Origin of the sequence: Pseudomonas sp. 20P_3.2_Bac5 (genome assembly GCF_025466035.1) — a bacterium.
Taxonomy (GTDB): domain Bacteria; phylum Pseudomonadota; class Gammaproteobacteria; order Pseudomonadales; family Pseudomonadaceae; genus Aquipseudomonas.
In genome coordinates, this window is the sequence record NZ_JANLOA010000119.1 from 1 (window position 1) to 12,451 (window position 12,451).

At 64.3% G+C, this 12,451-nt stretch carries 14 protein-coding genes; 6 read left to right on the forward strand and 8 right to left on the reverse strand.

Features of this window, described 5'->3' with window-relative positions:
- The 4 genes from NTD88_RS21745 to NTD88_RS21760 all read left to right on the forward strand — a co-directional run.
- Window positions 1–728, forward strand: a 728-nt coding sequence (locus NTD88_RS21745; RefSeq protein ID WP_262191760.1) for a type II secretion system F family protein, incomplete at its 5' end; no start/stop codon positions are given.
- A 1-nt stretch (window position 729) separates the two neighbouring features.
- Window positions 730–1,614: a type II secretion system F family protein gene (locus tag NTD88_RS21750; RefSeq protein WP_095156060.1), complete on the forward strand. Its 885-nt coding sequence runs from the start codon at window positions 730–732 to the stop codon at window positions 1,612–1,614.
- Between the two features lie 14 nt (window positions 1,615–1,628).
- Window positions 1,629–2,309: a tetratricopeptide repeat protein gene (locus NTD88_RS21755; protein ID WP_095156061.1), complete on the forward strand. Its 681-nt coding sequence runs from the start codon at window positions 1,629–1,631 to the stop codon at window positions 2,307–2,309.
- A complete protein-coding gene (locus NTD88_RS21760) occupies window positions 2,309–2,575 on the forward strand; it encodes a DUF3613 domain-containing protein (protein ID WP_262153565.1) in 267 nt (88 codons plus the stop codon). Before NTD88_RS21755 ends, NTD88_RS21760 begins: the two co-directional genes overlap by 1 nt.
- Before the next feature lie 69 nt (window positions 2,576–2,644).
- On the opposite strand, the gene NTD88_RS21765 is transcribed toward NTD88_RS21760, so the two are convergent.
- Together NTD88_RS21765 and NTD88_RS21770 are read right to left on the reverse strand one after the other, a co-directional pair.
- Window positions 2,645–3,421 (reverse strand): response regulator transcription factor, encoded by a 777-nt coding sequence (locus tag NTD88_RS21765; RefSeq protein ID WP_175653335.1) that lies wholly within the window; start codon window positions 3,419–3,421, stop codon window positions 2,645–2,647.
- Window positions 3,422–3,562: 141 nt separating this feature from the next.
- Window positions 3,563–4,033, reverse strand: coding sequence for a prepilin peptidase (locus tag NTD88_RS21770; RefSeq protein WP_095156064.1), 471 nt, complete (start codon window positions 4,031–4,033; stop codon window positions 3,563–3,565).
- A 75-nt stretch (window positions 4,034–4,108) separates the two neighbouring features.
- On the opposite strand from NTD88_RS21770, the gene NTD88_RS21775 reads away from it, so the two are divergent.
- A complete protein-coding gene (locus NTD88_RS21775; RefSeq protein ID WP_095156065.1) occupies window positions 4,109–4,552 on the forward strand; it encodes a TadE/TadG family type IV pilus assembly protein in 444 nt (147 codons plus the stop codon).
- A complete protein-coding gene (locus NTD88_RS21780) occupies window positions 4,549–7,209 on the forward strand; it encodes a PAS domain-containing sensor histidine kinase (RefSeq protein WP_262153564.1) in 2,661 nt (886 codons plus the stop codon). The genes NTD88_RS21775 and NTD88_RS21780 overlap by 4 nt, the downstream gene beginning before the upstream one ends.
- Here NTD88_RS21780 and NTD88_RS21785 read toward each other — a convergent pair.
- The 6 genes from NTD88_RS21785 to NTD88_RS21810 all read right to left on the reverse strand — a co-directional run bounded on the left by NTD88_RS21785 (window position 7,194) and on the right by NTD88_RS21810 (window position 12,449).
- Window positions 7,194–9,143, reverse strand: coding sequence for a pilus assembly protein TadG-related protein (locus tag NTD88_RS21785; protein ID WP_262153563.1), 1,950 nt, complete (start codon window positions 9,141–9,143; stop codon window positions 7,194–7,196). The genes NTD88_RS21780 and NTD88_RS21785 overlap by 16 nt on opposite strands.
- Before the next feature lie 106 nt (window positions 9,144–9,249).
- Window positions 9,250–9,810, reverse strand: coding sequence for a DUF4136 domain-containing protein (locus tag NTD88_RS21790; RefSeq protein ID WP_095156068.1), 561 nt, complete (start codon window positions 9,808–9,810; stop codon window positions 9,250–9,252).
- Window positions 9,811–9,832: 22 nt separating this feature from the next.
- Window positions 9,833–10,456, reverse strand: coding sequence for a DUF4136 domain-containing protein (locus NTD88_RS21795; protein ID WP_262153562.1), 624 nt, complete (start codon window positions 10,454–10,456; stop codon window positions 9,833–9,835).
- Window positions 10,457–10,480: 24 nt separating this feature from the next.
- Entirely contained in the window at window positions 10,481–11,230 is a 750-nt protein-coding gene (locus NTD88_RS21800; protein ID WP_095156070.1) for a methyltransferase, read from the reverse strand.
- Window positions 11,227–11,532, reverse strand: a complete 306-nt coding sequence (locus NTD88_RS21805) for a MazG-like family protein (RefSeq protein WP_095156071.1) — start codon at window positions 11,530–11,532, stop codon at window positions 11,227–11,229. Before NTD88_RS21805 ends, NTD88_RS21800 begins: the two co-directional genes overlap by 4 nt.
- Before the next feature lie 62 nt (window positions 11,533–11,594).
- Window positions 11,595–12,449 (reverse strand): MaoC family dehydratase, encoded by an 855-nt coding sequence (locus NTD88_RS21810; RefSeq protein ID WP_262153561.1) that lies wholly within the window; start codon window positions 12,447–12,449, stop codon window positions 11,595–11,597.
- Window positions 12,450–12,451 lie beyond the last annotated feature (2 nt).

Genomic DNA, 12,451 nt, shown 5'->3' on the forward strand with positions numbered 1-12,451 from the left:
GGGGGGTTTTTGGGGGGGGGGCCCCCCCCCCCCCCCCCCCCCCCCCCGACCGCCTGCTGCTCTGGGGGGCGGCGTGGCTGCTGCTGATTGCCCTGGCCGGCAGTTTCTCGGGCTGGCCGGGAGCACTGACGATGTTGGTGCTGGGCCCGCTGCTGTGGCGCCTGTACATGAGCTGGCGCTTCCAGCGTCGGCTGCGGCGGATGATCGAGCAACTGCCGACACTGCTCGATCACGCCGTGCGCAGCCTCAAGGCTGGGCGCACCCTCAGTGACGCCATGCTGGGCGCCATTGAAGTCTCCGCCGACCCACTGAAAAGCGCCATGCAACGGGTTCAGCGCAACGTGCAGATGGGGGTCAGTCTGGATGAGGCCCTGCTGGATCTGGCCGAGCTGTATGACCAGGACGAGTTCCACATGCTCGCCCTTGGCTTGCGGATCAACCACCGTTATGGCGGCAATGCCAGCGAGCTGCTGGAAAACCTGGTCAAGCTGATTCGCGAGCGTGAGCAGGGGGGCCGCCAGTTACGCGCCATGACCGGCGAAACACGGATGACCGCTGTGGTGCTGGCGTTGCTGCCAATCAGCATGGTCGGCTACTTCATGCTCGCCAACCCGGGTTACCTGTTGTCGATGTGGCACAACCACAGCGGCCAGATGATGCTGCTGACCGCGTTCATCTTGCAGTTGCTGGGTTGCGTGACGCTTTGGCGCATGTTGCGGAGTATCTGAAATGGCGTTGCTGATCAGTGCCGGACTGTTCTTGCTCACCTTCATGCTGTTGGTGTTTCACCTGGCGCGGCAACACCGTCGCGAGCAGTTGGTCGCCCTGCGTTTGCAAGGCCGGCAAAGCGCCGAGGCGGCGCAGGATAGCTGGCTGGAGCGCCTGGGCAACAGCTCGCTGGCCCAGCGCTCGCTGAGCCTGGATGGCGAGACCCGTTTGTTGCTCGACCGCATTGGTTGGCGGCGCACACGCCAGCGTTCGCTCTTCGCCGCACTGCAGATCGGCGTGCCGCTGTGCGCTCTGGTCGTCGCCGTACTGGTCCAGCATTTCGTCTACCCCGACAGCAAGACACCCTGGATGCTTCCGGTGTTCGCCCTCGGTATCGGTTACCTGCTGCCCAAACGCATCCTCGCCTACGTCGCGGCACGACGGCAGCAGCAGATTGCCGATGAGGTTTCCAGTTTCATTCCGCTGCTGCGCATCCTCTTCGACTCCGGACTCGCGGTGGAACAGAGCCTGCGCATCCTCGGCACTGAAGGTCGACAATTGCTTCCCGTGCTCAGCCAGGAACTGCAACTGATTCTGGTTCGGGTGGACTCGGGACTGGCGTTGGCGCCGGAGCTGGAAAAGACCGCGAAGCTGCTGTCGGTGGACGAGTTCAACGACACCTGCGTGATCCTGCAACAGTTGCTGACCCAGGGCGGTGGTGCGATGAAGTCGCTGCTGGCGCTCAAGCAACTGCTCGATGACCGGCGCCTGACGCGGCTGCAGGAACGTATTTCAAAAATGTCCGGGAAGATGTCCGTCGTCATGATGGTCTTTCTCTTTCCCGCCTTGTTGATCGTGCTGGCCGGGCCGGGTCTGACCGCGCTGGCCCGGGCCTTCAGTCACTGAATGGGGAGCTGTGCATGAGAGTCGGCGTATTGATACTGGGCGTGGTGCTGTTGAGCGGCTGCGCCAACCAGGGCGGTGCGCCCTGGTTGGCGCAACTGGGCGGTTCGGCCAGTTGCGCCAAGCCGGATTCTTCCCAGGAACTGACCTTGAACATGGCTGATGAAATGCTCGCCGACGGCCGTCCTCATGCCAGCCTCGCGCACCTTGAGGAAATGCCCGACAACCTTGCCCAGGTGCGCGTGCGCAAGGCCAAAGTGCTGCGCCTGCTGGGCAGCAGCGAGGCCGAGCCGCTGTACCGCAGCCTGCTGGGTAGTTGCATGGCCGCCGAGGCGGAACATGGTCTGGGGCAACTGGCCTCGGCACGTGGCGATAACGTCCAGGCCCGGCAGCACCTGCTGCGCGCGGTGCGCCTGGCGCCCACCGACGAGAAAATCCGCAACGACCTCGGCGTGATTTACCTCAACCTCGGCGAAATGGAAAAAGCCCGTTTCGAGTTTCTTACCGCCATCGAGTTGAAAGACACTGACCGGCTGGCGGCGGTCAACCTGGTGACCCTGCTGCTGTACCAGGACAAGTGGCAACAGGCTGCCGACCTGGTCAGCCGCCTGGGTCTGAGTTCGGCCCAGTTCAGCGAAGCCCAGGCCCGTGCCGAGCAACTCAAACCCGGCGGCGCACAGCCGCCCAGGAGTTCCTGATGAACGTGCGAATCCCGTTGTTGATCATGCTGGCCGGTTTCTCGTGCGCCGCCACGGCGGTTCCCGAAGGGCCCTCGTCCAAGGCCCAGGAAACCACCGAAACCTGGCTGCAACTGCAACCCAAAGGGCTGCACGCCTCCAGCAACCCGCAGGCCACCACACCCAAGGAATACGACAAGACCATGGAGCGCTGGCAGAAGGTGTACGACTACAAGATTCCTGATGTCTTCAAGTGGGAGAAGGTGACGTCGTCGGGGAGTCAGTGAGTCGGGCGGAAGCTTTCCAGCGTTCTTAAGATCGAGCACCGCCTAAGCGGCGTTCGATCTCAAGGGCGCTCAATGCTCCGTCACCCGCTGCCACGGCGTCGAGGATCCAGGCGATAGCGCCAGGGCCAGTTGCGTGCGGTTGTGCATGTGGGTCAGGCGCAGCACCTGCGAGACATAGAGCTTCACCGTGTTCTCGGTGATGCCCAGTTCACAGGCGATCTGGTAATTGGTCTTGCCCTTGCCGACCAGCCGCGCCACATCAAGCTGGCGGGGCGACAGCGGGGAGAAGATGGTCGGGATGGTGACGCTGTCGTGCTCGCTGTCTTCGCTGCCGTCGCCTTTGCCGGGCGCCTGGCCGCGAGCTTTGTCCAGGTCCTGGTAGAGATCGTCGATGGAGTCGGCGAGGTACTTGAGCTTCTGGTTCAGGTGGCCAAGTTGATGGAAGTTCTTCTGCCGTTTCAGCAATTCCGTTTCCTGATGCTGCAGGCCCTTGAGCAACTCTTCGAGGTCGACCGGCTTCTGGTAATAGTCCGCGAAGCCTTCGCGCAGGGCCTTGATGACATCCTGCTTTTCGGCGCGGCCGGTCAACATGATGGCTTCGAAGGCGCGCTCCTGCCCGGCACTTTTCTTCAGCGCCTTGACCAGCTCGATACCGTCGTACTCGGGCATGTTCAGGTCGCAGAGGACCAGGCCGATGGCCGGGTCGGCGTTGAAGCGATCGATGGCAGTGACGCTGGAATGGCAGGGGACGCAGAGATAACCGCTGCTTTCGAGGAATTCACAAAGCTCTTCGACGATCAGTGGCTGGTCATCGACGACCAGAACTTTCACTTGGCTGGTTGGCATTTAACTCGCAACTCCATGCTGAGGTGCCCTCCCTGAAAGCTGCCAAGGCGGTCCCGGGTCACGGTGGGGCACTAACTCAAAAGTAGTCGCTCCTTTCGACTATTTACAAGGCGTAACACCCGTGCGACAGGCACCAGGCGACTAATGGATCCATAAAGCGGCCAGCAGGAAGCCCGCCATGAGGAATGGGGCGAAGGGCTGCTTTTTTGACACTTCCTCGTGGATCGCCTGCAGGCGCTTCTTAACCTTCTGATTAAGCAGCGACCACAGCCAGCGTCGGCTGATCAGCCAGACCAGCACCGCGACTCCGGCGCCGATGAAAGTGCCCAGCAGATACCACTGGTCAGTTGCCAGGGCCAGGGCGCCCAACATCTTCACGTCGCCAGCCCCCAAGCGGCCGAGGATATAACCCGGAAGGGTTAACAACATCACCAGTACCAGCGCGACCGCCGCATCCGTGGGCTCGGCACCGATCCAGGTGTGGCCGGTGACGAACAGATAGGCGAGGGCGAGGGCGGCTGCACCGAGGGTGAGGACGTTGGCGATCTGTCGTTCGCGCACATCCTGTTCGGCACAAAGGGCAAGCCACAACAGCACGACTAGACTTTGCATTGGCGAAAGGCCATCCCCTGGTCTGTTTGATTCTATGCTTGTCAAAGAGGTGTCACTGTCAGGGTAGACGCGATCATGAAAGCGAGCTTAGGTGGACGGGAAAAAGGTGCGGTGGCGATTGAGTTCGCCCTGGTCTTCGTAATGTTCTTTACGGTGTTCTACGGGCTGCTCAGTTACAGCCTGCCCATGCTCATGGTGCAGTCGTTCAACCAGGCCAGCAGCGAAGCGGTGCGCCGCTGCGTGGCGCTGGACCCGACCAGTGCGACCTATGGCACCGACGTCACCAACCTGGCCAAACAGGTGCTGGAGCAACAACTGGCCTGGCTACCTGGTGCATTGCGTTTCCAGTACGCCAGTGACGCCACCGTGACGCTGACGTCGGGCAAGCTGCTGACGGTGAGCGTCCACTACGACAAAGCCAAGATCACTTCGGCGATGCCGGTGCTGGTGTTGCCGGTCATCGGCGAAGTGCCGCGACTGCCGGCGCGACTGGGTGCTCAAGCGAGCCTGCAACTTTGAGCGGCGGCTCGGGGTTATTCGACCGCTGGCGGACCCGCGCCGGCGAACTTCCGACCTGGCCCGAGACCTCGGCACCGCCCGCGGTCGGCCTGCAACTGTGGCTGGATAATCAGGCGCGAGTGCTGCGCCTCAGCGGCCCGTTGCGCACCGTGCTGGCCTTGCCGGCGCAGATGCCGGCGCGATTGCAGGACTATGTGCAGCCTCATAGCCTGCTGGCCCTGGAAGGCGAGCCGCCGGACTGGCAGGCGCACCCGCTTGACCTGGACTTCCGCGCCGCCGCAGGTCACACCTTGCATACCCGTGGCTGGATGCTGGCTCAGCCCGAGGGCTGGTTGCTGCAACTGTTCGACATCGGCGACCTGGTGCAGCAACAACGCCAGGGCCTGGCTGCGCAGCAGCGACAAATGCTCGCCAGTGAAGTCGCGGCGGCGCTACGCGATTGCAGCCTTGAGCACCTGGCGGAACAGGCCGGCGAGCAGTTGCGCCGTCTCGCCTGGCACTGGCAGGCGGGTTGGGCGATGTTGTGGGTACGGGGCGCCGGCGGCTGGAAAAACTACGTGCACTACGGCGACAACCTGCCCTGGAGCGAGCAACGGCTGGGCCTGCTGCTCAGCGACCTGCCGGCCGAGCACCTGATCCACAGTGCTGCCCAGCCCACTTTGCAGGTGCTGGAATTGCCGTTCTACCTGATGCCCCACACCCAGCAGCACGAAGTGCAGGCCTGGTTGCTGTGCGAGGACCGCGGCCAGCCACGTCTGGACGACGACGCCTTGCTGCTCGCCGACGCCTTGGCCGAGCCGCTGTTGGCACGTCTTGCGGGTGATCGGCTGCAGGCCAGTCAGCAGCGCCTGGACAATGTGCAGGGCCTGCTCGGCGCCGGTTGGTGGGAGTGGTCGCCGCATGATCCTTATCTGCATCTGGCGCCGGGGCTGGCGATCAGCTTCGGCGTGCCGGCGCGGGTCACCCTGGCCGACTGGCTGACCCAGGTGCACCCGGCCGATCGCGAGGCGGCGCTGCTGGCATTCACCAGCCTGCAACGCCAGGGCGACAGCCTGCAATTGTGCCTGCGCCTGCTTGGCGACACGCCGCGCTGGTACCGTTTGTGCGGCGAGCTGCGTGGCCAGGGCGAGGCGCGCCGGCTGCACGGATTCATGCTCGACATCAGCGACATCAAGCAGCAGGAACAACAGGCCAGCGCCGCCCACGCGCGGCTGGACAACCTGATCGCCAGTTCGCCGGCGGTGATCTATATCCAGCACTACGATGACGGCGCGCTGCACGCCGAATTCTTCAGCGCCAGCCTGCAACCGTTGCTCGGTTGGCAGCCCGTGCCCGGTGAGCGCCTGCAACCGGCGCAATGGGTGCATCCTGACGACCAGCCGCTGTGGCTGGCGCGCACCCGCACCCTGTTGCGCGAAGGCCAGGTGCGCAGCCGCTACCGCCTGCGCGACAGCGAAGGCGGCTGGCACTGGGTGCTCGACGAGGCCCGGCTGTTGCGCAATGACCTGGGCATCCCGGTGGAGGCGGTGGGCATCTGGCTCGACGTCACCGAGACGACCCAGGCCGCCGAGCGGGTACGCCAGAGCGAGGAGCGCTATCGCGTGCTGGTGGAGGATTCGCCGGCGATGATCTGTCGCTACCGCCCCGATCTCGAACTGCTCTACGGCAACCGGCCGCTGGCCGATTACCTGGAATGTACCCCGGCGCAACTGCCGGGCATGAACCTCGGCGACTGGCTGTCGCCGGGTCAGCACGAACTGTTTGTCGAACGCATTGTCCGGCTCAGCCCTGATGCGCCGGTGAGCAGTGACGAAGTCTGCCTGCAACTGCCGGGGCGCCAGCATGCGTGGTGGATCTGGTCGGACCGCGGCCTGTTCGATGCCGACGGTCGTCTGTTGGAAATCCAGGCGGTGGGCCGCGACAACACCGAGGTCCGGCGCAGCCAGCAACTGCTGCTGCAAAGCGCCAAGATGGCCACCCTCGGCGAGATGTCCACCGGGCTCGCCCATGAAATCAACCAGCCGCTCAACGTGATGCGCATGGCCGTGGTCAACGCCCTCAAGCGCCTGGAAGGCGGCGAGGTGGACGTCGATTACCTGCAGGAAAAACTCAAACGCATCGACGCCCAGGTGGTGCGGGCGTCGAAGGTGGTCGATCACATGCGCGTCTTTGGCCGCCGCTCGGAGGTTGAGCGCGGGTTGTTCGAGCCTTGGGTTGCGGTGGAGGGCGCGCTGTCGCTGCTGGCCGATGGTCTGGCCGCCAAGAATGTAGCGGTGCGCCTGGGTGATCCGCTGACGGGGTGTCCGGTCAGCGGTCATATGGATCAGTTGGAGCAGGTGTTGATCAACCTGATGGTCAACGCCCGTGATGTGCTGATGGAGAAGAAGCCAGAGCAGCCGTGGATCTCGCTGCGCAGCGAGCGCGACGGTCATTGGGTGCGCCTGCTGGTGGAAGACAACGGCGGCGGCATCGAGCCGCGTCTGCTGGAGTGCATCTTCGAACCGTTCTTCACCACCAAGCCGGCGGGTGTCGGGACCGGACTGGGGTTGTCGGTGAGTTACCGGATCGTCGAAAGCATGGGCGGCACCCTGAGTGTCAGCAATGGCCGGGACGGGGCGCGCTTCGTTATCGAGTTGCCGGTTCAGAGCACCAGTTGAGCGCGGTTGCTGCTGCAGTCAAGGTGAGCGGCGACGTCGGTCACCACCAGATCGATGCCCAGCACTTTCAGCAGTGAATTGATCAGCGGATTGGTCAGGTTGTTGAGCAGGGTGGTGATTTGGGGTACCAGAATATTCTTCACGCCCGTGAGCAGGCTGGTGGCCGAGGTGACCACCTGCCCCAGCGGGTGGCTGCCCTGCGGCTGATACGTCAGTAACTGCACGCCAGTGAGGGTGGTGCCGAGGCTGGCAACGGCATTGCTGGCGCCGTTGATCTCCTTGTACACCGGCGGCTGGTTGAGCTTGGGCAACTCGGTGGGGCCACTGAACAACAGATTCACGGGCGCACTTGGCGGCGTGCCGATCATGGTGGTATCGACCTTGATGCCGACGCCTCCGCCCGCGAAGGGCACGCGGGTCCCGCAGCCAAAGGAAATGATGGTCAGGTTGGTACACACGTTGGTGCCGAAGTCGATCAGCGGGATGGGCTGGATTGACGTGTTGCCCTTGGTGAAAAAGTCGCTGGGCGTGTCGAACTTGCCCACAGCGACTTTCGCCGCCGCGCTTTGGGTACTCGCGGTGAGGGTCTTGGTGGGCGTGCAGGTGTAGTTGCTGACGTGGCTGGTGGCTTCTGCCACTTCCAGGCCGACATTGATCTGCTGCACGTTCGGCAACAGTTGAATGTCACTGACTTTGCAAGGCACCAGCAGGGCGCAGCCGATGGATTGCAGAGTGCCCTTGAGGTTCAGGGTCAGCAGGTTGCCGATCAGCGTGGTCAGCGGCGAGGCGAGGGAGAGCACCGCATTGGTCAGGCCGGTGATGCTGCTCAGAACCGGCAGGTTGAGTGAAATCAGCGCCCGCACCTGGGCCGTGTGCACCGTGATGTCGTCGGTCGCCGGATTGCCAATGGCGGAAAGCTGCTCCGGCTCGATCACCTTCAGTTGAATCGTGCCCGTCACCAACCCCAGCAGGTTCAGCGGAACCTGCGCCACCGCAGCGCTCTGCTGGGCCGCCAGCAGCACCGACGCCTTTACCAGGTCGATGACGTTGACCATGGTGTCGAGGCCCGCCTTGGCCGTGCCGTTCTGGATATCCAGCATGTCGCCCAAGTGAATCACGGTGCTGTTGTTCGCGCCCACCACCACCTTTCCGAGGTTGGTCACGACATCGGCCAGCGCGCCCGACTGGCTCGCCACATTTGCGGCGACCTGGACGATATCGGTGACGTGCAGGTCCTTGGTCAGCAGTTCGTCGTAATGGCCGGCGCCGACATTGGCCTTGATCGCCAGTGCGTCGAGAAAACTCAGCAGGTTGATCTGCGTGTTGGCGATGCCCTGCCAGCCCACGGCATCCAGGGTCACGCGCCCGCCCAGTGGGTCGATCAGCGCATTGAGCAGCGCCGACTTTTGCGTGTCCATGGTCAGCAGGGTCGAACGCAGGCGCAGCATGGCCACCGGCGGCAGCGGCGCGGCGGCCACGGCCTGGGCATGCAATTGCAGGGTGTCGGGAATGGACTCGCCGGCCACCAGGTTTCGGATGCCGGCGGCGATGCTGGTGGGCACGTTCACGGTGCCCGCGACCTTGATGGCCTGGGCCAGGCTGGCATTCGGGCTGAAGCTGCGCAGGCTGTTGGCGCCGGTGCTGACGCTGCCGCAAGTGGTGACCAGGGTGTTGCCGCCGCCGAGGGTGAAACCGTTGCGTACTGCGCTGGTGTTCGCCAGGGTCGCGGCCTGCGGTCCGATGCCATTGCAGGTGGCGCTCTGGCCCGCGGCTTCCAGAGCCGCCATATCGACGATGCGTTGCAGCTTGCGCTGTTCCATGTAGAGCCGCCCGCCGTCCACCGCGAGCAGGCCGAAAACCACGGCGAGGGCCAGTGTCAGCGCGGTCATCAGGCCGATGGCACCGCCCTGGCGTGTAGCGAATCGGGAAGACACGAGCACTCCTTTGCCGGCACATGGCCGTGCACGTCGCGTGCGTCCAAGGAGTGTAGTCAAGAACATGGCCAGTCGCCTTTATCGGCGACCGGCCATGGACGAAGGGTCAATGAGGTGGGTAGTTGGCCAGCACCTGGTTGACGGTTTTCTGGATCGCGGTGTTGCGTTCTTCCGGCGTCGGCGGGTAGTGGTTCATGGTCTGCTCGGCGCTGCCGCGCCAGACCAGCTTGCCGTCGCGGCCGTCGAACAGGTCGATCTGGATGGTCGCCACCTTGTACTCGACGGTGCGGGTCTCGTTGAACGCCGGGCCGCCCCAGTAGCCTCCCCAGTAACCGCCCCACGCGCCACCGTACTGGGTGGTGACCTGTTGATGACGGTTTTCCACGATGAGGTAGGTCTGCACGTTCAGATCGCCGCGAGTGCCGGGCTGCGCAGGACGCAGGCCGCGCTGGTCGAGTTGCCCGCTGACGGCCTGGCGAATGCGTTGTTCGGTGAGGTCGCTCTTGATCCGGGGATCATCCGGGCGGTATTGCAGCGCCGGTTCCAGCCAGGTCCAACTGCGGTACGCGGCGAAGTCGCGGCTGGCATCGAAGTCCTGGCTGACGTTGTTGGTCTGGCAGGCTGCGAGCAGTGCCAGCAGCGAGAATAAAGCAAGTCGGCGGAACATGGTCGTACTCCAATGACGTTGACTAGCTGGGAGGATAGCCGCTCATGGCTTTTTCGACGGCCTTGCGCAGGGCCTCTTCGCGATCGCCCAGGGAACCCTGGCTGCCGCTCTCGGCACTGGCGCTCCAGACCGGCTGGCCGCTGCCGGCATCGAACAAATCGACGCGCACCACCATCACCTCGATCTCGTAGGTTCGCACCACGGGCACGCTGCCGTAGAGCCCGTAGCTGTTGCCGTAGTAACCGTGGCGATAGCCCATTCCGCCATAGCCACCATAGGGATAGTAATCATCGTCGCGGTACTGCCGCAGGCGCCGTTCCATGCGCATGCCGGCGCTGACCAGCAGGTCGCCGCGGCCACCACGGGCGGGGCGCAGACCGCGCTGGTCGAGGGCATTGCTGACCACATCGGCCAGTTGCGCGGCGTCGGTCGAGGCGTTGCCGGCGGGCAACTGACCGTCGCGCCAGGTCCAACTGCGGTAGCGACCGTAGTCGCGGGCCGGTGCCGGGTAGGCGCTCTGGTCGAAGGTCGTGGCCGCCTGCGGAGGCGCGGGCGGCAAGGGCCGGGAGTCGGCGACATAAGGGTTGCTGCCCTGGCAGGCGGCCAGGGCAAGACAAGTGAGGGCGAGGACGACACGGTACGGCATGTGGCTCTCCCAGGGCGTTGGGCCCTAACGGGGTCGACATATCCAGTGCAGGTAACGACCGAGGCCGGCGAAGGCCGGGTGACGACGGTGGGCCAGTTCCATTTCGAGCAGGTCGATCAGTTCGGCGCGGGCCTGGAATTCCGTGGGCATATAGTCATGGAACACGCGCACGCCGCTCTCGGTGTCTATCTGCCATAGACCTTCAACTTGCGCCCTGAGTTCGCGCGGATCAAGGGGTTTCTGTGGCGTCAGGCTCTGCTTTTCACCGGCCAGGGTGTTGCGCCGCATCTTGCGGAAATGGCCTTTGAGCAGGTTGCGGTAGACCAGCGCGTCGCGGTTGTAGAACGCCAGCGACAACAGGCCATCGGGGCGGGTGAGCTGATGCAGCACTGGCAGGATGGTTTCCGGCTCGGCGAGCCATTCCAGCACCGCGTGGCAGATCACCAGGTCATAGGGCTCGGTCAGTTCGCCGAGCAGGTCCTGCCACGGCGCCTGGATGAAGGTAGCCGGCTGGCCGGCGGCCGCGAAGCGCTCGCGGGCGCCGTCGAGCATCGGCGCGGCGGGTTCGGCCAGCGTCAGGTGATGCCCGCGCTCGGCCAGCCACAACGACATGTGGCCCAGGCCCGCGCCAATATCCAGCACCCGCAATGGGCGATCCGGCAGGCACTCGGCGAGGTCTGCCTGGAGTACCGCGAGGCGGATCGCGCCTTTGGCGCCGCCGTAGATCTTCTCGGCGAAGCGGGTCGCCAGGGCATCGAAATGACGGTCGTTCATTTGGCGAAGCGCCTCTCGCTATCGGCCAGCTTGGCGCGCACCACCTGCTCCAGGTCCAGCCCCAGTTCGCTGCACAGCAACAGCAGGTAGAGCACCACATCGCCCACTTCCTGGCCGGCATGTTCCAGTTGTTCGGCGGACAACTGCCGCGACTGGTCCTCGCTCAGCCACTGGAAGATTTCCACCAGCTCGGCCATTTCAACGCTGGCGGCCATGGCCAGGTTTTTCGGGCTGTGAAAACCACGCCAGTCATTGTTGTCGCGGATGCGGTGCAGCCGTTGAGTGAGTTCTTGCAGATTCATGTGGGGTCTCCTGAGGCGGTATAGCTTCAGGGGGAAGCGGGTGGCTGGCAAGCGATGCGTGTCTAATCGAGCGGTCGCCATGTGCCGCTCATATGCACCAGCCCGCCATGCCCGCTCAAGCGGAACTGCCCGCTCGGCACCTCTTTGCTGCCATCCAGGATGACCTCGCTCGGCAGCCGCACCGGCTTGTGGAAATCCACCGCCACTTCATAGCCACTGCGCGGCAAGTGCCCGCGCAGGTGCGCCAGGGCCACGGCCTTGCTCCACATGCCGTGGGCGATGGCCTGGGGAAAACCGAACAGCTTCGCGGTCGCGGCGCTGAGGTGGATGGGGTTGTAGTCGCCGCAGACCTTCGCGTAATGCCGGCCGATATCGCTGTCGGCATACCAGCGGGTCAGCTCGCTCATTTCCAGTTGCGCCGGCTCTTGCGCCACGGGCGGCTCACCTTCGAGTTTCATGCCGCGACAAAGCATGCGGCTGCTCTCCGACCAGAGCAGCCCGAGGCCGTCTTCGGCGTCGGTGCGCAGGTCGAAGGTGGCGCCTTTTTCGTGAGGCTGAAGGTTATCCACAGACACCGCGAAGCGCAGCCGCGACACGCCGCCCAACGGGCGCAGCACACAGATGCGATTGCTCAGGTGCACCAGCCCCAGCAGCGGAAACGGAAACGCTTTGTCCGTCAGCAACTGCAATTGCAGGGCGAACGCCATCACATGTGGATAAGTCGGTGGCAGGCGGCCGTCGTTGCTGAACAGGCAGAGCTTGCGGTAAGCGGCCAGATTGCGTTCATCGACGCTGAGCGAGCAGCGCAGGCCGGTGGTCGGCAGCGTGTCGCCGCTGATCTTGCGCTTGCTCGCGGCCTTCAGGTACAGCCCGGAAAGGCCGGCGGTGTGACCAACGTCGTGCCAGGTCTGGGTCATGG